The sequence below is a fragment of the Flagellimonas sp. 389 genome (genome assembly GCF_018449435.1).
In the GTDB taxonomy this organism is placed as follows: Bacteria; Bacteroidota; Bacteroidia; order Flavobacteriales; family Flavobacteriaceae; genus Flagellimonas.
The window spans coordinates 110,536-131,715 of sequence record NZ_JAHCMU010000002.1; the positions used below are offsets into that span (position 1 = coordinate 110,536).

The following is a 21,180-nucleotide window of genomic DNA, read 5'->3' on the forward strand; positions in this document are numbered from 1 at the left end:
CTATTTCTCTAAAAAGGGTTTATAAATAACTAAACGTAAAGATAGTATAATTTGTTTCAGAAGCGAAATACTACTTTTTGTAGCGCAAGACCTCTGAGCGTCCTTTCTTAAAAATTTTGTTACTTGCTTTTTTGCCCTTGCGCAGTCGTTTTTGTTCTTCAAAAGGTAGTTGGTGTACTTCTTTACATTCCGAGGAGCAGCAATCACCCATGGCTTCTGCACATTTTTCACATTGTATAAACAGTAGGTGGCAAGCTTCATTTGCACAGTTTACATGTTCATCACAGGGTTCCCCACATTGATGGCAATTAGAAATAACATCGCTCGAAATACGTTCCCCTCTTCTATGGTCGAAAACAAAATTTTTGCCCAAAAACTTATTCTCTAAACTTTGAGCCTTGACTTGTCTAGTGTATTCAATAATCCCTCCTTCCAATTGGTATACATTTTTGAAGCCTTTGTGCTTGTAGTAGGCACTGGCTTTTTCGCACCGTATACCCCCTGTACAGTACATCACCAATTTTTTATCATCCTTATGTTCTGCAAGGTCTTTTTCAATGATGTCCAGCGAATCCCTAAAGGTATCCACATCTGGTGTTACGGCATTTTTAAAATGTCCTATTTCGCTTTCATAGTGATTGCGCATGTCCACCAGAATGGTATCCGGGTCTTCAATAAGTTCGTTGAACTGTTCCGCTCCCACATGTATTCCCTTGTTTGTAACATCAAAAGAAGCATCGTTCAATCCATCCGCAACTATTTTTTCACGAATCTTTACCTTGAGTTTCAAGAACGATTTGTTATCCTGCTCAATAGCAATATTTAATCGGACTTTTTCTAGAAAAACAATACTGTCCAGATGTTTTTTAAACAATTCAAAGTTTTCCGCAGGAACCGAAAGTTGTGCGTTTATACCTTCGTGGGCCACATAAATTCTACCTAGAACTTCCAGTTTATCCCAATGAATGAATAAATGGTTCCTAAAGATTTCTAGATTTTTTATCTGTGCATATTTATAGAAAGAGATGGTCAACCGGTCTTTACCGGCATCTTCGATAAGTTTTTCCCTCTCTTTTGCACTTAGTGTATTGTACAGTTGCATGCTATACCAATAGTTTTAAGTTAAAAGATGGTGGCAAAGGTAAAAATTCCAATTCAGTAAAAAAGAATAGGGCTCCTAGTTTTAAGGAACCCTTTTACACTACCCAAGCTCTTTTCATAGCGCAAATTTCCCTTTTGCATGTGGTACGGGTTTATTGAAATGGAAAAAAACAAACCTGTTCTTTGCTCGCATGAGTTAGTGTAAATAAGATACTGTCCATTCAAAAAGGTTGCTTGCCTTTTTGTAGCATGAAGAAAGAAATGGTAATTTAGCCATCCTAATAAAAGAACGATGAGCAACGAAAAAGAAGCAAAACTAAAAGCACTAAAACTTACATTGGATAAACTGGACAAAACCTACGGTAAAGGTGCTGTCATGAAAATGGGAGATAGTGTCGTTGAAGATATTGAAGTAATCCCTTCTGGATCGTTAGGACTTGATATTGCTTTGGGCGTAAGTGGTTATCCCAGAGGTAGGGTCATAGAAATTTATGGACCTGAATCTTCTGGTAAAACTACATTGACGCTACATGCTATTGCCGAAGCACAAAAAAATGGCGGTATTGCAGCGTTTATTGATGCTGAACATGCTTTTGATCGTTTCTATGCCAAAAAATTAGGTGTAGATATCGACAATCTTATTATCTCCCAACCTGATCATGGTGAACAAGCTTTGGAGATTGCAGATAACCTAATCCGTTCTGGTGCCATTGATATTGTTATTGTCGATTCTGTGGCAGCCCTTACCCCAAAAAGTGAAATTGAGGGGGAAATGGGAGATTCCAAAATGGGGTTGCATGCACGTTTAATGTCACAAGCGTTACGAAAACTTACCTCCACCATAAGCAAAACAAATTGTACCGTGGTTTTTATTAACCAATTACGAGAAAAAATTGGGGTCATGTTTGGGAATCCCGAGACTACTACAGGTGGTAATGCACTTAAGTTTTACGCTTCCGTACGATTGGATATTAGGCGGTCAACACAAATAAAAAACACAGAAGGAAATGTGTTAGGGAACAAAACAAGGGTCAAAGTAGTAAAAAACAAAGTTGCTCCTCCTTTTAAAACTGCTGAGTTTGATATTATGTATGGGGAAGGAATTTCCAAAATAGGAGAGATTCTTGATTTAGGGGTAGCCTACGAAATTGTAAAGAAAAGTGGTTCTTGGTTTAGCTATGGGGATACCAAGCTTGGACAAGGTAGGGATGCCGTTAAGTCGCTGTTGGCAGATAATCCAGAACTTGCAGAAGAACTTGAGGGTAAAATTAAAGAAGCCATTGCCGCGGTAAACGCTTAAACTGTAATATACTTTTACCCTTTTAACCATAGGTTGTGAAAATCCTACGCAACCCTTGGCGCCACTATTCATCTAAAGATTAAAAAAGAATTTTTAATGATGAAAAAGGGAATTGTATTATTTCTTCTGCTAGGGGTTTTTACTTTCTTCATTTCGTGCGATTTGGATGATGACACGCCAAACTTTCATTTTACGACTCTGACAGTGTTGGAAGCCAATGTTCCGGAGTCTTTTGAACTAAACCGAACATACGATATTGAAGTTACGTATTTAAGGCCGGATTCCTGTACATTTTTTGAAGGTTATGATGTTGTAAAAACGGCTCAGACCGAACGTAACATTGCTATGATCGGCACAGTTTTGACCGATGAAACAGCTTGTGCGCAAGCTGTTGAGGAAGTGGAAGCCATTTTTAGATTTAATGTAATCTTTACAGGAGAGTACACGTTTAGGTTTTACGCAGGCACCAATGATAATGACGAGGCAGTCTATCTGGAGTATATTATTCCAGTGGATGCAGAATCAACGAACTGATTGTCAATAATCCAAAATTAACCAACATTTGGATCTTGAAGAACTGATACATAATTGTAAGAAAGGGAAAAGAAAGGCACAGGCTGAACTATATAGGAAATATTCCGGGGTTCTTTTTGGGATGTGCTTAAAATATTCCAAGAATAAGACTGAAGCAGAAGATAATCTGCACGACAGTTTTATGACCATTTTCAACAAAATAGATCAGTTCAACCACAATGGTTCCTTTGAAGGGTGGATAAAACGGATTACCGTGAACACGGTGCTTCAGAAGTACAGAAAAGAACAACACTTAAATGTTGTTTCTGAAAATATTAGTGAAGAAATAGAGGTTGATACCGAACAAGCAGATATTAGTCTTTCTGCTTTGCTGGGACATATTCAACAGCTGCCAAATAAATACAGGTTAACTTTTAACCTCTATGTTTTGGATGGTTACAGCCATAAAGAAATAAGTGAGATGCTAGGGACATCCACTGGGACTTCAAAATCAAATTTAGCTAGGGCTAAAATGATTTTGAGGGAAAAAATTGAAAAAGAAAATATAAACATTGCTTAAATGATCTCATAATGGGGAAAAAGAATTTAGAGCAACTGTTCAAAGAGACATTTACAGGGTTTCATGAAGTTCCAGACGAAAGGGTTTGGGAATCCATTGAAGCTTCTTTGGACAAAAAGGACAAAAAAAGGATAGTACCATTTTGGTGGCGAATGGGCGGTGTTGCCGCATTGTTGGCGATACTGTTTTATGTGATAAATCCATTCGATAATACAGGAAACGATTCCCAAATACTAATTACCGATATTGAAAACAAAGAAGAAGTACATCAAAATGATAGTGTTTCAAAGCATTCCAATGTACAGGAATTGACCAACTCTTCAAATGAGGATGCCACAAACAACCCAAAAGATACCTCAACAGAAAATTACGAAGACACGGACGGTTCTCTAAACAAAAACCAAAGCATAAAAAACGCTCAGGAGTATGCTGCAACAGATGTATTTGAAGATGAAGGCCTCCCTGAAAACAAAAACAATCCAAAAAACAACTTATCGCATGGGATAGATGTTGAAAAAACCAAACAGGATGCACAAGGTGTTGCTTCAGATGATAGTATTGAAAAGAAGAAACCTGTAAACGAAAATAATGCAGCGGATGTTTTAGGTTTTCCAACTAAAAATCAAACGGATGCGATAGCTGTTGTTAAAGATCAGGATAAGAACACCGTCTCCCCGCTTAATACAACTAAAGAAGTCTTGAAAAAAGAGGGGATACTTCAAAACGAGAAGGAAAATGAAGGCATTGCAGAAAATAAAAAACAATCTATTTTTGATGCTATTGCACAACAGGAAGAAGAGACAGTTGTAGAAAATAGCAATAATGGTAGATGGTCCGTAGGCCCTTCTGTCGCCCCTGTGTATTTTGGTTCTACGGGAGAGGGCTCTCCCATACATTCGAACTTTGCTTCAAATTCAAAATCTGGGAGTGTTAATCTGAGCTATGGCGTAACTGTAGCCTACGATGTTGGAAAACGATTAAAAGTGCGTTCTGGCGTCCACAAAGTTAATTTTGGGTATGACACCAACGGTATTTCTGCATCTTCTTCTTTGGATGGCTCCACGAACGATCTAATCGACAATATATCGTATAACCAGACTTCCAGAAATCTGGTCTTGCAAAGTAAAACTACCATCCCAGATGTTTCTGATGCCGATACTTTTGGAGATGTCCCTTTTTTAGAAATCTCTGCAAATGAAACTCCGGGAGTGGATGGTAACCTAGTGCAACAATTAGGTTATATAGAGGTTCCACTAGAACTAAGTTATGCCTTGGTCGATAAAAAGTTTGGACTTAACCTTATTGGTGGAATCAGTTCGCTGTTTCTTATAGAGGGCGATAATTCCATCGTTTTGGAGGCTGAAAATCTGGTTACCGAAGTAGGAGAGGCCAATAATGCGAATTCTTTGAACTTTAGCACCAATATAGGGATAGGTCTTAATTATGAATTCTCACCTAAAGTCCAGCTGAATATAGAGCCCGTATTCAAATATCAATTAAATACATTCTCGGAAACCGCTGGTACATTCAACCCTTTTTCTGTTGGTGTATATAGTGGCGTAAGTTTTAGGTTTTAAGTGTACTAAGAAGTTGGTTAGGAAGGTTGCCCCTTTAGGCAATCAATTAAGCGCCCTGTTTGATAGCAGGGTGTTTTTTTGTTTAAGGTTAAGGTATTTGAAGGTCTTTTTTAACATTTATCGTCATTATATAAAAAATCCTTTAATTTAAGCCAATACTTTATGCTCCATGTTAAAAGACAATCGGTTTGAAGATATCTTGATTTATTTTTCAAAATCCATGATGGGAAAGGAAAATGAGGAAGATATTCTGTGGGACTTGGCAAAAAACTGTATATCGAAATTGGGTTTTGTGGATTGTGTAATCTACTTAAAGGATCAGGAAAACAAGTTTTTAATTCAAAAAGCGGCATATGGTCCAAAAAGTCCTAAAGAAAAAACACTTTACAATCCTGTTAAAATAGCAGTTGGCAATGGTATAACAGGTATGGTAGCGCTCAACGGGGTAGCAGAAATCATAAGCGATACTTCAAAAGATGATCGCTATATTGTAGATGACGAAGCAAGACTTTCAGAAATATGTGTCCCAATTGCTTACGAGAGCCAAATTTATGGTGTTTTAGACTGTGAGCATCCCGAAAAAGGTTTCTTCAATCATCAGCATTTAAGAATGCTATCGGCAGTTGCTTCCATATGCGCTATAAAAATCAAAAATGTAAGGGACACTAAATCACTTTTAGAAAAACAGGAAAATCTTTTAAAGGTGAAAGAAGAAGTGGTCGGGCTTAAGCTCAAGGTTTTAAATTCACAACTAAACCCTCATTTTGTCTTTAATGCGCTCAACGCCATTCAATATTTTATCACCTCAGAGCAGAAAAAATCGGCGTTGGAATACATGTCGGTTTTCAGTAAGCTCATTCGATTTTATTTAAAGGGACTCGATAGTGATACCGCAAGCTTAAAGGAAGAGATAAAAATGCTCAATCTGTATTTAAAATTACAAAAGTTACGCTACAACAATAAGTTTGAATACACGATTTCCATCAAGAATAAATCAGAGAGAGTTGATACAGTAATTCCTGCTTCAGTCATCCAAACACTATTCGAAAACATAATCGAATATGCCATATTCAGTCAGCACAAAAACGAAAAATTGAACATAAATTTTGAAATCTTGGATAAAACGGTATTGTTAAAAGTTGATTATGAATACTATGAGGTTGAAGATGTAATTGCTTACGAACCGGAATACCGTAAACGTGTTGTGCAATGGGAAGATCATATCAAGCTTTTGAATTCGGTCAAAAACTACACTATAGAAAAAAAGGTTACCTTAAATACGGAACGAAATAAGCATTTTGGTGAAATAACACTAAAGCTACCCGATTTGTCCTAGCCTACTTACGTCACCAAAAATGATGTGTGAATTGCTAAATCTTATGGCAAAGCTGTTAGCAGACGAGTTATCCATTTATACTTCCAGTGCATTTAAAATTACGCACCTTACTTCTTCCCTCAATGTTGATTTATCCTCCTCGGCCAGAATCCCTGTCTCAAAAAATTGATGCACTTTGGCACGCACTCTTCCCGGGCCACCACTTAAAAATGTAAAAGAAAATCGCTTCTTATTATCATAAAATGTAATGGGAACAACTGGTATTTTATGGGCAATCGCCATCTTAAAAGCACCATCCTTGAATTCGTCCAGAACGATATGCTCCGCGGGCACTCCCCCTTCTGGAAAAATACAAATACTCAACCCCTGATCTAGTCGTCTTTGGGCACGCCTGTACACACCGGTCCTACTTTTAATGCTTTCCCTATCCACCAAAATACAGACCCGTTTGTAAAAAAATCCAAAAAGCGGAATCTTAACCAGTTCTTTTTTACCTACAAATACGAACGGATTTTTACTGACCACCAACATCAACATAATGTCCAACATGCTGGTATGGTTGGCTACCAACATGTAGCTTTTGCCCTTTATCAATTTTTGGTCTCTTTTAATCTTTGGAATACATCCCATTCCATAGAGAATGGTCCTGGCCCAAATATTACGTGCCAGCCAAAAAAATTGCGGATAGCTCTTTTCAGATAGCGTTGTAGCCAATAAAAATGGAAAGAAAATAAGAATAGGAAGCGCTACAAGTATATAAAACCAAATTCGGTACAAAACGTACCCTAAATCCCGAAGTAATAGTAGCATGGTTTCAAAAATAGGAATTTGCACTTGTATTTTTCGAATTCTTTTACCTTTGCTTTTTTTACAACTTAGTAGCATGGCAAGAATTCTTACTGGCATTCAAAGTACGGGGACTCCTCATTTGGGAAATATATTGGGAGCCATTATCCCAGCTATCCAAATGGCACAAGACCCTAATAATGAGTCTTTCCTTTTTATCGCGGATATGCATTCCCTTACCCAAATAAAAAACGGGGAAGACCTACGAAATAACACCTATGCTACCGCTGCAACTTGGCTCGCTTTTGGTCTTGATATTGAAAAAACAGTTTTTTATCGTCAAAGTGATGTCCCACAAGTGACCGAACTCTCTTGGTATTTAGGCTGTTTTTATCCGTACCAGCGACTTACGTTGGCACATTCCTTTAAGGATAAAGCGGATAGGCTTGAAGATGTAAATTCTGGGTTGTTCACATATCCAATGCTAATGGCAGCAGATATTTTGTTGTACGATGCCGATATTGTTCCTGTTGGAAAAGACCAATTACAGCATTTGGAAATGACAAGGGATGTAGCTTCTAGATTTCACCATCAACTTGGAGAAACTTTTGTCCTGCCCAAAGCTAAAGTACAGGAAGAGACCATGTACATTCCGGGTACTGACGGCGAAAAAATGAGCAAGAGCAAGGGGAATATTATCAACTTGTTCCAGCCAGATAAAAAATTGCGCAAACAACTTATGGGCATTGTTACGGACAGCACTCCTATGGAAGACCCAAAAGACCCGACCCATGATAATGTCTTTGCCCTTTATAAAATTTTAGCTACCCCAGAACAAGTAGAGGAAATGAGTGCAAATTATTTGGCAGGGAATTATGGCTATGGACATGCAAAGCAAGCTTTATATGAAGTAATCCTGAGCAAGTTTGAAGAACCTCGTGAAAAGTTTGAGTACTACATGAACCACCTCAACGAAGTCGATGAAGCTTTGTCAATAGGAGCCGAAAAAGCCAAAAAAATTGCAGATGGGGTTTTGAATCGGGTAAGAGAAAAGTTGGGGTATTAAACCACCTCAAACAATTTCCCCGGTAACGCCCTTACAACACCTTTCATCTCCATATTAAAAAGTGTGGAGGATGCTTTATGTACTGGTAGCTTACATTCCAAAGCGACCGTATCAAGCAATTGCTTGCCCTTGTCTTGTAAATAGTTATAAACAACATCTTCAGTTTCGTCCAATTCAACAAACAACTGCTTTTGTAATGTTGGTTTTATTTGTTTCTCCAACTCCCAACCCAAAAGATAAACCAGTTCGGCAGCGGAAGTCAAAAGATGAGCCTTCTGTCTCTTGATCAAATCATTACAGCCTTTGCTAAACTTATCCGTATACCTTCCAGGCACTGCAAAAACCTCTCGATTATAGCCATTTGCCAAATCCGCTGTGACCAAACTACCTCCCTTTTCTGCAGATTCTACAACAATAGTAGCCTCGCTCATTCCTGCTATAATTCTGTTACGTTTCAAAAAATTCTCCCGGTCTGGATTACTGGTACTCCAGAACTCGGTAAGAAAACCTCCGTTTTTCTCAATTTCAGAGACATGTTTTTTATGCTTTTTCGGATAGATTTGATTCAACCCATGTGCCAAACATCCTATGGTCTGCAATCCTTTTTCCATTGCCGCCTTTTGAACCGTTATATCCACACCATATGCAAATCCACTTATAATAACAGGGTTTAGAGGTGCTATTTCTTCAATAAATTCCTCACAAAATGCAGTGCCGTAGCTGGTAATGTTTCGGGTACCGACCACACTAATAATTTTTCGATTCTCTAAATCGATATTCCCGCTCTTGAACAGAACAATAGGGCCATCTAAACAGTGTTTTAAGTAGTCAGGATAATCCTTATCCATAAAGTAACACATAGCAATATGTTCTCGTTTAATATAATTGTACTCTGCTTCTGCATCTTCAAGATGAGCCGTATCGAACAATCCTTTGATGGTCGCTTGTCCAATACCTTCAATTTTTAACAGATACTGCATTTTATCTTCAAAAATCGCAGTTGGGCTGCCACAATGGGCAATCAATTTTTTTGCTGTTACATTGCCGACGTTTGGGACTGCCTGTAGACGGAGTATGGCAATTATTTCATGATCAGTCATTTAAAGGATAGGTTAAGTTGTTCACAAAATACCGAATTTCAAATGTTAATAAAAAGTGATGTGGGCTGTTTTGTGCTCTTTCTTTTTTTATAATATTTGTGCCAATGCGTATCGAAACCTACATAAAAGAACTTTTATACGATTACAATTGTGTTGTTGTTCCAAATTTTGGGGCATTTTTGGCACATGGAAAATCTGCCGGGCTAGACATTACGACCAATACGTTGATTCCACCTACTAAAGTGGTTTCCTTTAATGCACAGTTGTCAAAAAATGATGGTCTTTTAGTATCCCATATTGCCAAGGCAAAAAATCTTGGGTATGAGGCAGCCCTGCAAGAGGTCATGTTTGAATCTGAAGCATGGCACAAAAAGTTGGAGCGCACAGAACGCATTGAGCTTTTTGGCATAGGAGAGCTTTGGTTGAACAAAGAACAAAAAGTACAGTTTCAACCAGAAGACAAAATCAACTACCTCACTTCTTCATTTGGACTGTCGGCTTTTACAGCAACACCTATACAACGCGAGGTTCTAAAAGAAGAAGTTGAAGAACTGGAAGAAAAGATTCCTTTTATCATAACACCAGAGACGCGAGAACAATCTTCTTTTCGACCATGGTTAAAATATGCTGCAATTTTTTTGTTGGCCGTTTCTCTGGGCGTCACTTCATATCGTACATACGGTGATGTTCAACAAAAAAAGGTTGCCGTTCAGCAAGATGCCCAAAAACAAGTTTCACGACTTATACAGGAAGCAACTTTTTTCGATAGCGCTCCATTAGAACTTCCTGCTTTGAATATTAAGGTCAATAAAAAACAGTTGGGTAAGCATCATATTATTGCAGGTGCTTTTAGGGTTGAAAAAAATGCTGAAAAAAAGGTGGAACTGCTCAAACAAAAAGGATACAGCGCATTTTATCTAGGAACAAATAAATATGGTCTGCACCAAGTAGCCTACGATAGTTTTGAAAACCCAGATGAAGCCCTCAATTATCTAAGAAAAATTAAGCGAACTGTTTCTGCTGATGCTTGGTTGTTATCGGAGAAATAGGATTTGTTTCTTTAAAAGCATCGCACACTTCAATATCTTTGCGCAAAATTTAAATACATGCGTGCAAAGACTCCCAAAGAATCAAGAACAGTAATGACAGACATGGTTTTGCCCAGCGAAACCAACCCTTTAAATAATCTTTTTGGAGGCGAACTGTTAGCTCGTATGGATAGGGCGGCCAGTATTTCTGCAAGACGCCATAGCCGAAGAATCACCGTTACCGCATCTGTTAACCATGTGGCATTTAACCGTTCTGTACCACTGGGCAGCGTAGTTACAGTTGAGGCATCGGTTTCCAGAGCCTTTAGAACGTCTATGGAAATATTTATTGATGTTTGGATGGAAGATCGTTTTACAGGAGAACGTACGAAGGCCAATGAGGCCATTTATACCTTTGTCGCCGTTGATGAGACTGGAATTCCCACAGAAGTACCTCCATTAGAGCCCGAAACCGACTTGGAAAAAGAACGTTTTGCAGCTGCTCTAAGAAGAAAACAGCTGAGCCTAGTTTTGGCTGGGAAAATGAAACCTACAGATGCTACAGAACTGAAGGCATTGTTTATGGGGTAATCATTTCTAAAAATCAAAATTATCGGGGTCAGGACCAAATCGATGTCCTTTATCCAGATTATCCAACAATTGAACATCTTCAGGTGAAAGTTCAAAATCAAAGATATCAGCATTTGCGATAATTCGCTCTTTTTTGGATGATTTCGGAATCGTGACAACACCTTTCTGTAAATCCCATCGTAACACCACCTGTGCTGCCGTCTTGTTGTACTTTTCACCCAATTTTCTGAACTCATCCATATCAAAAATTTTCCCTTGCATCATGGGCGACCAAGCCTCATATTGAATTTTGTTTTGAGTACAGAAACCCATTAAATCTTGTTGTACCAAATACGGGTGAAACTCCATTTGGTTGACCATGGGCACGATTTCTGCACCGGTCATCACATCTTCCAAATGATGCTTCAAGAAATTACTAACCCCAATAGCGCGAATCCGTTTTTCATGGTAAAGACGTTCCATTGCTCTCCATGTATCCTTGGATAATTCCCCTTTTGGCCAGTGAATCAAATAAAGGTCCAAATAATCCATCCCCAGTCGTTCCAAACTTGCGTCAAATGCTTTTAGTGTTGAATCATACCCCTGATCATCGTTCCAAACCTTACTTACAACAAATACGTCCTCTCTATCTACCTCACTCTCCCGTAATCCTGTACCTACACCTTGTTCATTTTTATAAATAGCTGCTGTATCAATGTGCCTGTATCCATGATTTAGTGCGTCTCGAACTGCCGAAATGACCTCGTTACCATCCTTGGACAAATATACCCCCAAGCCAAAATAGGGCATCTGTACTCCGTTGTGAAGCTTAAATGTGCCCTGTAAATCTGTTATTGTTCCCATATGCTATAATTGATAGATCCAATCTTCCGGATTAAGTCGATTAGAATCCTGATACAAATAAAATTTTAACTTCGTTGTGCCGTCAAACCGATTGGTATAAATATCGCCTAAGGCTTCTTTCACCGCAACTTTATCGCCTTTTTTAACATACACATTGGATAGGTTGTAGTATGTACTTATATAATTTCCATGCTTTATCTGTACCCCTCTACTACCACCTGGAACGGACAAAATGGCTATTACCTCACCTTCAAAGATTGCTCGGGCCTTGCTTCCTTTATCCGTTGCAATAGTGACACCATTATTTCTATGTTTTATTCCAGGATACAGTTTGTCACTATAAACTCCATATCCCTGACTTTTAACCCCCTTTTCGACGGGCCAAATCAGTTTGCCCTTATTGGATGAAAAGTTGGTCGCCACCAATTTGGCTTCTGGGGTAAGTACAAACTTGGTACTACTGGATTTACCTGCTTTCTTATTGGTCTTGACAATAGCACTTTTTATGAGCCTTTCTATCTCTCTATCTATTTTACGGGCCTCCTTTTGTTTCTTGGCTATTGCGGAAGTATACTTTGTTTCGTTTTGTTGTATGCTTCTCAATAAAGTCTTTTGGGACGCTATCTCTGCAGAAAGTTCATTCTTTACCCTTTTATTTTCAACCAAGAGTTTTTCCTTTGTCTTTCGCTGTTCGACCAAGTCTCTATTTAAAACGGCTAAGTCCTCTGTTTTTTTAATAATATCCTCTCCTTGCTTTTTTCTGTGTTTTGCATACTGTTCCATATACTGAAGCCTTTTAAATGCCTGATAAAAATTTTCCGACGACAATAAAAACATCAAGCGATTGTTCTGCGACTTATTTTGGTAGGATTTTTGAATGAGTTCTGCGTAGTCCGTTTTTAGAATTTTAAGATCTTCTCTTAACTTACTTATGCTTCTAATATTTACATTAATTTGCCTATTGAGCAAGTTGGATTGTTGATTGGTGACCCTTATAAGTTCTTGTCTTACATTTATTTTTTTATCTAAAGCCTCCATTTGGTCCAATACCGTACCCTTTTCTTTCTTCTCGGCAAAGAGCAGTCTGTTTATTTCTTGAATCTCTTTTTGTAGTCTTTCCCGTTTGGCCTCTAGGGCTTTTTGTTCACTGGTCTGCGCAACACTAACTGTCGAAGTAAAAAATATAATCAACAGTAATTGAGCACGATATGAAATCTTATCCAGCATGTTACTTTAATACTATTTTATCGAAGCCTTTTGGAATCTTGTACGGAAAATTCAACGTTCTGTCCAATTCCAAGTTCTTAAAACTTAAATCTATGTTCGTATTTTCATCATCTTCCCTAGCCACAATTCGAATTTCGTCCGGTAAGACTTTTCCTGAAATATCTTGATAGGTATAATTTGCGGAAAGCTGTCTTTCTTTTTCTGGCTGGGAAATTTCCTGTGTTGCTATTTTAAAATTCTTTGGTTCTAGCTGAAATAGTATTTTAAAAAGTTCGTTGGCTTTTTTAGGTTTTAACTGATAGTTTTTTGGGTTGACCGTAGAAGTATACCTTTCCTTCCTTAAATCCAAAATCGCATTGCCCAACAGTAAATTTTGAACTTTATCAAAATCAAGGTCCGTTCCTAAAAGTCCGCTCAGATAACTAAAACCACCATCAAAGTATTCGTTTTGCAACTTGTTGTAAAACGATACACGTTCCGGGGTAATATGTGCTTTCACCATGCCCAAGGGAGCGCTTATCCAGATAACTTTATCCTTCTCCATTCGCAAGCTCACCGTTACACCTTGGCTTTCATCACCATTGGAATAATCGATTTTTACCCGCCCGCTCAATGTTTTAAAATCAGGTTGATTTGTGTAATGTTCGGCTATAATCCGTTTTGTTGAGATTCCTTCATCAATATTGCCCCCAGTAACCGCTTTTTTGGATTTACAGGCACCAAAAATCAGTACTAAAAAAAGTAATGCTGCCGATTGTGCTTTTATCCTATCTAAAGTTAATTCCATCAGAGTCCAGGTTTAATTTTATTGGCATATTCGTTGGCCTTTGATGTATTACCAATTGCCATATAAGCTTTGGATAGTTCTTTGTAAATTTTATTGGCCAAAGCGGTATCATCAAACAAATAATCCAAAGCACTCTCTAAAACTTCCGTAGCTTTTGAAGACTTGGAAACACCATTTAGCGCAGTTCCGTAAGCATAATAAAAATAGGGTTGTAACGGATAGGAGTCCAATGCCTCTTGAGACACATCTTCCATCTGTTTATAAGCTCTTTTTCCCAATAACGCTTCAATAGTTGATTTGTATTGGGCAACAGGGTCATCTTCCACAGGTGGTTTTACCTCATAAGAAAATGTCGTTGTCCGTGTTATGGTATTCTTTTGTATAGAATCGTTTATTCTACGCGCTAAATCTGTTGCAAACTGGGAATTTTCAAAGCTTTCCAACACCTTCAAAGCTGCGTTGTATTTCTTTCTCTTAAAATAAAGAATAGCAAGGTTTTCCTGTAGTTTTTTGTTTGTATACGGAATAGTTGATTGTACAATATCCAAACTGCTTCCCTGTTTCTCCAAAATATTTAAAAGAAGCTCCAAATACCAATAATCCGTTGGTTGGGCAACCAAAGCTTCAATCGAATATTGCTGCGCCTGAATGTATTGTTTATTGGAAAAATAGGCCTTTGCTAACTCATAATCGATTACACTATTTGTTGGCTCTAAGCGTTTGCATTCCAAAAACAAGTCGATGGCCCTATCATAGTTTTGTATACCTTTTTGTTTTAATGCTTCAAAAAAAGCTTCTTGAAACTCATCGGTATATTCTTCAAGAAATACTTCGGAACTCTGCTCAACATTGATTTTCTCTTCTCCTTGGGCATAGGTTTTCTGCAATATCAAAATTGATAAAGCACAATATACCCAAAAAAAGAATCTTTTATTCATACTATTTAACTCAAAGAAAATAAGCCCTCTTTTCTGCCTCTATTCCATAACAGAATAGTCCCCTATGCTTACCGTTTCAAAATTACCATCAAAAACCACTTCGTTGCCAATCATGGCATTATCCAAGTTAGCATTTTTGATATTGGTATTGGTTTGGATTAAACTATTTTTAACGGTTGAGTTTTCAATTGTAGTGTTGTCCCCAATTGAAACATAAGGTCCGACCGTGGCATTTTTTAGCACCACATTTTTACCGATAAAACAAGGCTCAATAATATTTGCATTTTCTTTTTGGACCGATTTGGAGATTAGCGCTTCGCCATCTTTATCTAAAAAACCGAGCATACGTTGATTGGTTTCCACGGTTACGTTTTTGTTTCCGCAGTCCATCCATTCGTCTACTTTTCCTGGAACAAATTTCATTCCATTCTCCATCATTCGTTTAATGCCGTCGTTTATCTGATACTCTCCTCCATTAATAATGTCGTTGTCCAAAACGTACTGTAATTCATTTTTGAGTACCGCCACATCCTTAAAATAGTAAATGCCGATGACCGCTAAGTCCGAAACAAACTCTTGAGGTTTTTCGACCAACTCTACGATTTCGTTTTGTTCACTGAGTTTTACCACGCCAAATGCTTCTGGTCTGTCCACTTGCTTTACCCATATAACACTGTCTGCGGATTTGTCCAAATCAAAATCGGCACGGATTAGGGTATCGGCATAGGCAATTACAGCAGGTCCGCTAAGCGATTCTTTGGCACTCATAATGGCATGGCCCGTACCCAAGGGTTCATCTTGTCTATAGATGGAACCTTTGGCGCCAAGGTCTTTTGCCAATTGCATTAAACTATCGACTACATCATCGCCAAAAAAAGCGGGGTCCCCAAGGATAAAGGCTACTTCTTCAATCTGTTCGCCCAAGACTTTGGCAATGTCGGTTACCAATCTGTGGACAATAGGTTTGCCCGCAACCGGAATCAAAGGTTTAGGTACAGTTAATGTGTGTGGGCGTAATCTTGAGCCGCGACCGGCCATGGGTACAATGATTTTCATATAGTTGCCTGTTAAAGCTGGTGTCTTTTAATTAAACTTTTATCTTTTTGCTTTATTGTAATAGCAATGCCTTTACTGTATCGAAAGTATTCTATTTTTTCCCTGTGCTTCCAAATCCTCCAGAACCACGTTCCGTATCGGAAAGTGATTCTACTTCTATCCATTCCGCCCGTTCATGTTTGGTAATGACCATTTGGGCAATGCGTTCCCCGTCCTCAATCGTAAAATCTTCGTGCGAAAGATTCACTAGAATCACCCCAACCTCACCACGGTAATCCGCATCTACAGTGCCTGGCGCATTCAATACCGTAATTCCTTTTTTTGCTGCCAGCCCGCTTCGGGGTCTCACTTGTGCTTCGTAACCAACAGGGAGTTCTATAAAAATTCCTGTTGGTATAATTGCTCTTTCAAGTGATTTTAACGTAACTGATTCGTTCAAACTTGCCCTTAAATCCATACCTGCAGATGCAACCGTTTCATAATGTGGCAATTGATGTGCAGATGTATTGATGATGTTAACTTTCACGTTGTAGAAATATCGTTTTTAATTTATCGCCTTCCAATTTGTAAAGCATCCCCAAAAATAACAAAAGTAGTAGGCCTCCCGCTATTAAATTTCGGTTAAACACATAAAAGGACAATGCTGAGAAAGAAATTGAAACCGAAAGATAAAACACTATTTTCCTCATGTTGTAGGGAACTGGATAGTACTTTCTTCCAAAGTAATACGAAAGAAGCATCATGCTGGCGTAAGCTGCCAATGTTGCCAATGCAGAAGCCATATAACCAATCTTTGGGATAAAAATAATGTTGATGACCAATGTAATCAATGCGCCCACAGAAGATATGTAGGCTCCAAACTTGGTCTGGTCTGTGACCTTGTACCAAACGGACAAATTGTGATAAATTCCCAGACAAAAGCTTCCCAATAAAATAATAGGTACTACGTTCAAGGCTTCCCAGTAGGTAGCATTTCTAATTAAGAGTTTTCCCAGAACATCTATAAAAACAACAACGCCCAATAAAATCAAACTCCCTAAAATCACAAAATAACTGGTGATCTCCGCATAGGTTTTCTGGGGTTTCTCGGTTTTGGCATGACTAAAGAAAAAAGGCTCCACCCCCATTCTAAAGGCAGTCCCAAAAAGCGTCATAAAAAGTGCCAATTTGTAACAGGCTCCATACTTACCAACTTCTGCTTCCGCTATCCCTTCAGGCAATATGGCAGTCAACAAAATCTTATCCACGACTTCGTTGATGGTAAAGGCAATACCGGCTACCATTACCGGACCAGCGTATTTCAACATTCGTTTCCATAGGGCAGCGTCGAATGTATAGGAAACCTTAAAGTAGGTAGGCAATAATATCAATAGCGTTACGCCACTAGCTATAATATTGGAGATAAAAATATATTGAATCTCCCAGTCTGTTCTATAGATACTGCTCAAAAAACTAGCCGCATTTTCTTGGGCGGTTTTTGGCAAAATGAGTAGGAAAAAAACATTGAATGTTAAGTTTATAATGACATTGACGCTTTTAAGTACCGCATAATTCATTGGTTTTTCTTGTGCCCTTAAAAGTGCAAAAGGAACAATGACCAAGGCATCCAATACCAAAATGTAAGCGGTAAATCTTATGTAATCTGGATTAATGTTGGTAAGACCGGAAAGACTTTCTTTTACTACCATAGCCACGATCAAAAACAATAGGGACGATACCAATAAGGATATCAATGACGTGGAAACAACGGTACTCTTGTTCTCTTGTTTATGATAAAACCGAAAAAAGGCGGTTTCCATACCATAGGCCAAGAACACATTAAAAATAGCGATCCAAGCATAAATGTTTACATACTGTCCATAGCCCGAAGCATTCTCAAAGACCGAAGTGTATAGCGGAAGCAGAAAAAAAGAAATGACCCTTGGCAAAACGGTTGCAAGGCCATAGATAAAAGTCTGTTTAAAAAGCTTTTTTAACGGGTTCAATGGGGATTCAATCTTTAAAAACCTATGGTAAGGTGATTGCAAGTTACGTAAAACCCCAAAACTTATGCTCAGCATCTTATTGCACCCAAATAATTTATATTTTTAGGTGTAAACTATACAGCCCATGAAAATTCAAACAAAACCAATTCTACTTCTCCTTTCCGCTCTTTCCCTATTTTCTTGTGCTGAAAAGAAAAAGGAAGCCGATAAAGTGGTCCATGAAAAACCGAACATCATTTTTATCATGTCCGATGATCATGCCTATCAAGCCATAAGTGCCTACAGCGATCGTTTGATTGAAACTCCCAATATAGACCGTATTGGTAAAGAAGGTATTGTTTTTACCAACGCCAGTGTCACCAATTCTATTTGCGCTCCTTCTCGAGCCACAATTTTAACCGGAAAGCACACGCACATCAACGGAAAAGTAGACAATCAAATGCCTTTCGATACCACACAGGTTACGTTTCCACAAATTTTCCAAGAGGCGGGTTACCAAACGGCTATGTTCGGAAAACTTCATTTTGGGAACAATCCCAAGGGCGTGGACGAATTTATGATCTTGCCTGATCAAGGTTCGTATATCAACCCCGATTTTATAACCAAAACGGGTGACACAACCCGAGTTGAAGGATATGTAACCGATGTTATCACCGACCTCACATTAAATTGGTTGGACAAAAAAAGAGACACCCTAAAGCCTTTTATGCTGATGTATCTGCACAAGGCCCCGCATAGACCTTGGTGGCCCAGACCGGATAAGTTCAAAGAGTTTTTGGGCAAGAAATTTCCAGAACCAGAATCGTTGTTCGATGATTATCAAAATAGGGGCACAGCGGCCAAAACCGCAGAAATGAACCTACTGCACGACATGATGTACAACCACGACAGTAAGATTCGACCCGAGGTGACCCAACGGATGAAAAATTTGAGCCCCAAAGTGCGGGAATACGAGGGTGGATTTCAGATGCCCTACACTGATCGCGTAAATGAGGAGCAAAAAGTACTTTACGAGCCTATTTTGGATGAAATCAATAAAGATTTTGAGGAGAATTGGCCTACGATGACCGATGAAGAAAAAATGAAATGGAAATACCAGCGGTACATGCAGGATTATTTGGCCTGTGTCTCTTCTGTAGATGACAATGTGGGACGGTTGCTCGAATATTTGGACGAAAACCAATTAGCGGATAACACTATGGTCGTGTATACTTCCGACCAAGGTTTTTATTTGGGAGAACATGGATGGTTTGATAAACGTTTTATCTATGACGAATCATTTAAAACGCCATTGCTCATTAAATGGCCAAATCGGATTAAACCCGGAATCACCAGCGAAGAAATGGTCCAAAACCTGGACTTTGCACAAACCTTTTTAGAAGCTGCCCAGATTGAAGCACCAACCGATATGCAGGGTGAAAGCTTGATGCCGCTTTTAACATCGAACATAGGTGCATGGACAAGAGATGCGGTTTATTACCATTACTACGAATATCCAGCTGTGCACCAAGTAAAACGCCATTACGGTATCGTGACCATAGATTACAAACTAGCTCATTTTTATTACGATGTGGATGAATGGGAGCTGTATGACCGTAAGAAAGATCCTCAAGAAATGAACAATGTCTACGATAATCCTGAATATGCGGATGTGGTTGTGGAACTCAAGAAAAAATTGGAAGAATTACGCATACTGTATAAAGATTCGGACGAGCTGAACCAAAAGTATATAGACATTCACCACGCCAACAGTATTGATTCCCCTTTGAAGAAATGATTCTAAATACGAGGTACGAAATACGAAGTTGAAGTTTTTTGTGGACTGGTCAAGGGTGAAAGGTAAAGGTTTTGGTGGAAGAAAGTCCTGAGTTCTGAGTTAAAAATCTTATTTTCAGCACCTTTTTTCAACTTTCAACTTTCAACTTTCAACTTTCAACTTTCAACTTTCAACTTTCAACTTTCAACTTTCAACTTTCAACTTTCAATTTCAGACATCGGACATCAGACATCGGACATCAGACATCGGACATCGGACATCGGACATCAGACATCAGACATCAGACATCAATAAAACAAAAACTAGTTTTCTATCACGCTCTCGACCTCAATTTCATCAATTTTCATACGTTTCATGGCGATTGTTGCAAAAACAAAAGCTATTGCTAAAAATACTGCTGCCAGTGCGTAGGATGCGCCGGGAAAATAAATAGTCCCTTCAGGACGGATAAAGTAGTAAAATACCGGAGAGAACACCAATTGTCCTAAAATAGCGGTAATACTCACTAGGCTTGTTATGGAGCCTTGTAAAATCCCCTGTTCTTTTTCTGAAACTTGGTTGGAGATAATCCCCTGTACGGTTGGCCCCGCCACTCCACCAAGGGCATAGGGTATCAAAAACGCATAGAGCATCCAGGGTTCATCAGCTTGCGAGAAGAGGAACATACCAAAAGTACACAACAAAAACCCAAAGGTAACGACGTTGCGCTTTCCAAACTTTTTGACCACTGCACCCACTAAAAACCCTTGTACAAAAGCAACTAGAAGACCTACGACCACCAAAGACAGCCCTATTTGTTTTGGATTCCAATCAAAACGTTCAATACAATAATACGACCAGACTGACGGTAAGGCTTGCCCAGCTAAGTTGGCCAGAAAAAAAGCAAATATCAGCAGTAAGACGCCTTTATAGTTTTTTAGAGCAACCAAGGAAACACCGGGTATCATCTTCATCACATTTATCGACCTTCTGTTTTCTTTTACCAAAGATTCTGGAACAAATAGCCATCCAAAGAGAAAATTGGCAAAAGTGAGTCCCGCAGCAATGTAAAATGGAAGTCTAATATCAATATCACCAAAAAAACCACCAATACCAGGGCCAATAATAAAACCCAAACCGAATGCCGCACCGATCAAACCAAAATTCTTTGCTTTTTCTTCCTTGGTGCTTATGTCGGCTATATAAGCAGAAGCGACCGTAAAACTTGCTCCCGTGATTCCGGCCAAAAACCGTCCTACAAACAACCATATGATTGTAGGCGCCCATGCATGGATCAAATAATCGATGCTCAACCCCAGCAAGGACAATAACAGAATAGGCTTGCGGCCATACTGATCCGAAATTTCACCTAATACGGGCGAAAACAAAAATTGCATACCAGCAAAGGCGGTGGTTAACCACATACCATAAATAACGGCCATATGGGTACCTTCACCGGTCAATTGCATTATGAATTCAGGGATAATCGGCAGTATGATACCTATGCCGATAACATCTACTAAAATGGTAATGAAAATAAAGAGGAGTGCGGTTTTTTTAGATTTCATGATTCAGCAAAAGTCGGATAAAAAAAGCCCCGCAATTAGTGC

At 38.8% G+C, this 21,180-nt stretch carries 20 protein-coding genes; 9 read left to right on the top strand and 11 right to left on the bottom strand.

What is annotated here, in order from left to right:
* Positions 1 to 70: 70 nt before the first annotated feature.
* Positions 71 to 1,102, bottom strand: a complete 1,032-nt coding sequence (locus KIM67_RS02160; RefSeq protein WP_213829732.1) for a rhodanese-related sulfurtransferase — start codon at positions 1,100 to 1,102, stop codon at positions 71 to 73.
* 291 nt (positions 1,103 to 1,393) lie between these two features.
* On the opposite strand from KIM67_RS02160, the gene recA reads away from it, so the two are divergent.
* From recA to KIM67_RS02185, 5 genes are all read left to right on the top strand, one after another.
* On the top strand, positions 1,394 to 2,401 hold the full coding sequence (gene recA / locus KIM67_RS02165) for a recombinase RecA (protein WP_163417061.1): 1,008 nt from the start codon (positions 1,394 to 1,396) through the stop codon (positions 2,399 to 2,401).
* 96 nt (positions 2,402 to 2,497) lie between these two features.
* Positions 2,498 to 2,935, top strand: coding sequence for a hypothetical protein (locus KIM67_RS02170; protein WP_233759253.1), 438 nt, complete (start codon positions 2,498 to 2,500; stop codon positions 2,933 to 2,935).
* Between the two features lie 28 nt (positions 2,936 to 2,963).
* Positions 2,964 to 3,494 carry an RNA polymerase sigma factor gene (locus KIM67_RS02175; RefSeq protein ID WP_163417062.1) on the top strand — a complete coding sequence of 177 codons (531 nt, stop codon included), beginning with the start codon at positions 2,964 to 2,966 and terminating at the stop codon, positions 3,492 to 3,494.
* Between the two features lie 11 nt (positions 3,495 to 3,505).
* Entirely contained in the window at positions 3,506 to 5,071 is a 1,566-nt protein-coding gene (locus tag KIM67_RS02180; RefSeq protein ID WP_213829733.1) for an outer membrane beta-barrel protein, read from the top strand.
* A gap of 169 nt (positions 5,072 to 5,240) precedes the next feature.
* Positions 5,241 to 6,407, top strand: coding sequence for a histidine kinase (locus tag KIM67_RS02185; RefSeq protein WP_213829734.1), 1,167 nt, complete (start codon positions 5,241 to 5,243; stop codon positions 6,405 to 6,407).
* Positions 6,408 to 6,482: 75 nt separating this feature from the next.
* On the opposite strand, the gene KIM67_RS02190 is transcribed toward KIM67_RS02185, so the two are convergent.
* Complete coding sequence (locus KIM67_RS02190; protein ID WP_213829735.1) at positions 6,483 to 7,217, bottom strand: 1-acyl-sn-glycerol-3-phosphate acyltransferase; 735 nt, start codon at positions 7,215 to 7,217, stop codon at positions 6,483 to 6,485.
* A 73-nt stretch (positions 7,218 to 7,290) separates the two neighbouring features.
* Here KIM67_RS02190 and trpS point away from each other — a divergent pair, with 73 nt between their 5' ends.
* The gene (gene trpS / locus KIM67_RS02195) at positions 7,291 to 8,259 is read left to right on the top strand and encodes a tryptophan--tRNA ligase (protein ID WP_213829736.1); all 969 of its coding nucleotides are present in this window, start codon (positions 7,291 to 7,293) and stop codon (positions 8,257 to 8,259) included.
* On the opposite strand, the gene dprA is transcribed toward trpS, so the two are convergent.
* A complete protein-coding gene (gene dprA / locus KIM67_RS02200; RefSeq protein WP_213829737.1) occupies positions 8,256 to 9,359 on the bottom strand; it encodes a DNA-processing protein DprA in 1,104 nt (367 codons plus the stop codon). The two genes, trpS and dprA, sit on opposite strands and share 4 nt — an antisense overlap.
* A 104-nt stretch (positions 9,360 to 9,463) precedes the next feature.
* On the opposite strand from dprA, the gene KIM67_RS02205 reads away from it, so the two are divergent.
* Both KIM67_RS02205 and KIM67_RS02210 read left to right on the top strand, forming a co-directional pair.
* Positions 9,464 to 10,408, top strand: a complete 945-nt coding sequence (locus KIM67_RS02205; protein WP_213829738.1) for an SPOR domain-containing protein — start codon at positions 9,464 to 9,466, stop codon at positions 10,406 to 10,408.
* A gap of 57 nt (positions 10,409 to 10,465) precedes the next feature.
* Positions 10,466 to 10,978 carry an acyl-CoA thioesterase gene (locus KIM67_RS02210; protein ID WP_213829739.1) on the top strand — a complete coding sequence of 171 codons (513 nt, stop codon included), beginning with the start codon at positions 10,466 to 10,468 and terminating at the stop codon, positions 10,976 to 10,978.
* Positions 10,979 to 10,984: 6 nt separating this feature from the next.
* On the opposite strand, the gene KIM67_RS02215 is transcribed toward KIM67_RS02210, so the two are convergent.
* The 7 genes from KIM67_RS02215 to KIM67_RS02245 form a co-directional block, all read right to left on the bottom strand.
* Positions 10,985 to 11,821, bottom strand: coding sequence for an aldo/keto reductase (locus KIM67_RS02215; protein WP_213829740.1), 837 nt, complete (start codon positions 11,819 to 11,821; stop codon positions 10,985 to 10,987).
* Positions 11,822 to 11,824: 3 nt separating this feature from the next.
* On the bottom strand, positions 11,825 to 13,048 hold the full coding sequence (locus tag KIM67_RS02220) for a murein hydrolase activator EnvC (RefSeq protein ID WP_213829741.1): 1,224 nt from the start codon (positions 13,046 to 13,048) through the stop codon (positions 11,825 to 11,827).
* 1 nt (position 13,049) lies between these two features.
* Positions 13,050 to 13,835, bottom strand: coding sequence for a DUF4292 domain-containing protein (locus KIM67_RS02225; protein ID WP_213829742.1), 786 nt, complete (start codon positions 13,833 to 13,835; stop codon positions 13,050 to 13,052).
* Entirely contained in the window at positions 13,835 to 14,773 is a 939-nt protein-coding gene (locus KIM67_RS02230) for a lipopolysaccharide assembly protein LapB (RefSeq protein ID WP_213829743.1), read from the bottom strand. The genes KIM67_RS02225 and KIM67_RS02230 overlap by 1 nt, the downstream gene beginning before the upstream one ends.
* A 39-nt stretch (positions 14,774 to 14,812) precedes the next feature.
* Positions 14,813 to 15,829, bottom strand: a complete 1,017-nt coding sequence (locus KIM67_RS02235) for a sugar phosphate nucleotidyltransferase (protein WP_213829744.1) — start codon at positions 15,827 to 15,829, stop codon at positions 14,813 to 14,815.
* Positions 15,830 to 15,920: 91 nt separating this feature from the next.
* Positions 15,921 to 16,355 carry a dUTP diphosphatase gene (gene dut / locus KIM67_RS02240; RefSeq protein ID WP_213829745.1) on the bottom strand — a complete coding sequence of 145 codons (435 nt, stop codon included), beginning with the start codon at positions 16,353 to 16,355 and terminating at the stop codon, positions 15,921 to 15,923.
* Positions 16,345 to 17,814 carry a lipopolysaccharide biosynthesis protein gene (locus KIM67_RS02245; protein ID WP_213829746.1) on the bottom strand — a complete coding sequence of 490 codons (1,470 nt, stop codon included), beginning with the start codon at positions 17,812 to 17,814 and terminating at the stop codon, positions 16,345 to 16,347. The genes dut and KIM67_RS02245 overlap by 11 nt, the downstream gene beginning before the upstream one ends.
* Positions 17,815 to 17,938: 124 nt before the next feature.
* Between KIM67_RS02245 and KIM67_RS02250 the strand changes: the two genes are divergently transcribed.
* A complete protein-coding gene (locus KIM67_RS02250) occupies positions 17,939 to 19,591 on the top strand; it encodes a sulfatase (protein WP_213829747.1) in 1,653 nt (550 codons plus the stop codon).
* Between the two features lie 302 nt (positions 19,592 to 19,893).
* On the opposite strand, the gene KIM67_RS02255 is transcribed toward KIM67_RS02250, so the two are convergent.
* The gene (locus KIM67_RS02255; protein WP_213829748.1) at positions 19,894 to 21,138 is read right to left on the bottom strand and encodes an MFS transporter; all 1,245 of its coding nucleotides are present in this window, start codon (positions 21,136 to 21,138) and stop codon (positions 19,894 to 19,896) included.
* Positions 21,139 to 21,180: the final 42 nt, after the last annotated feature.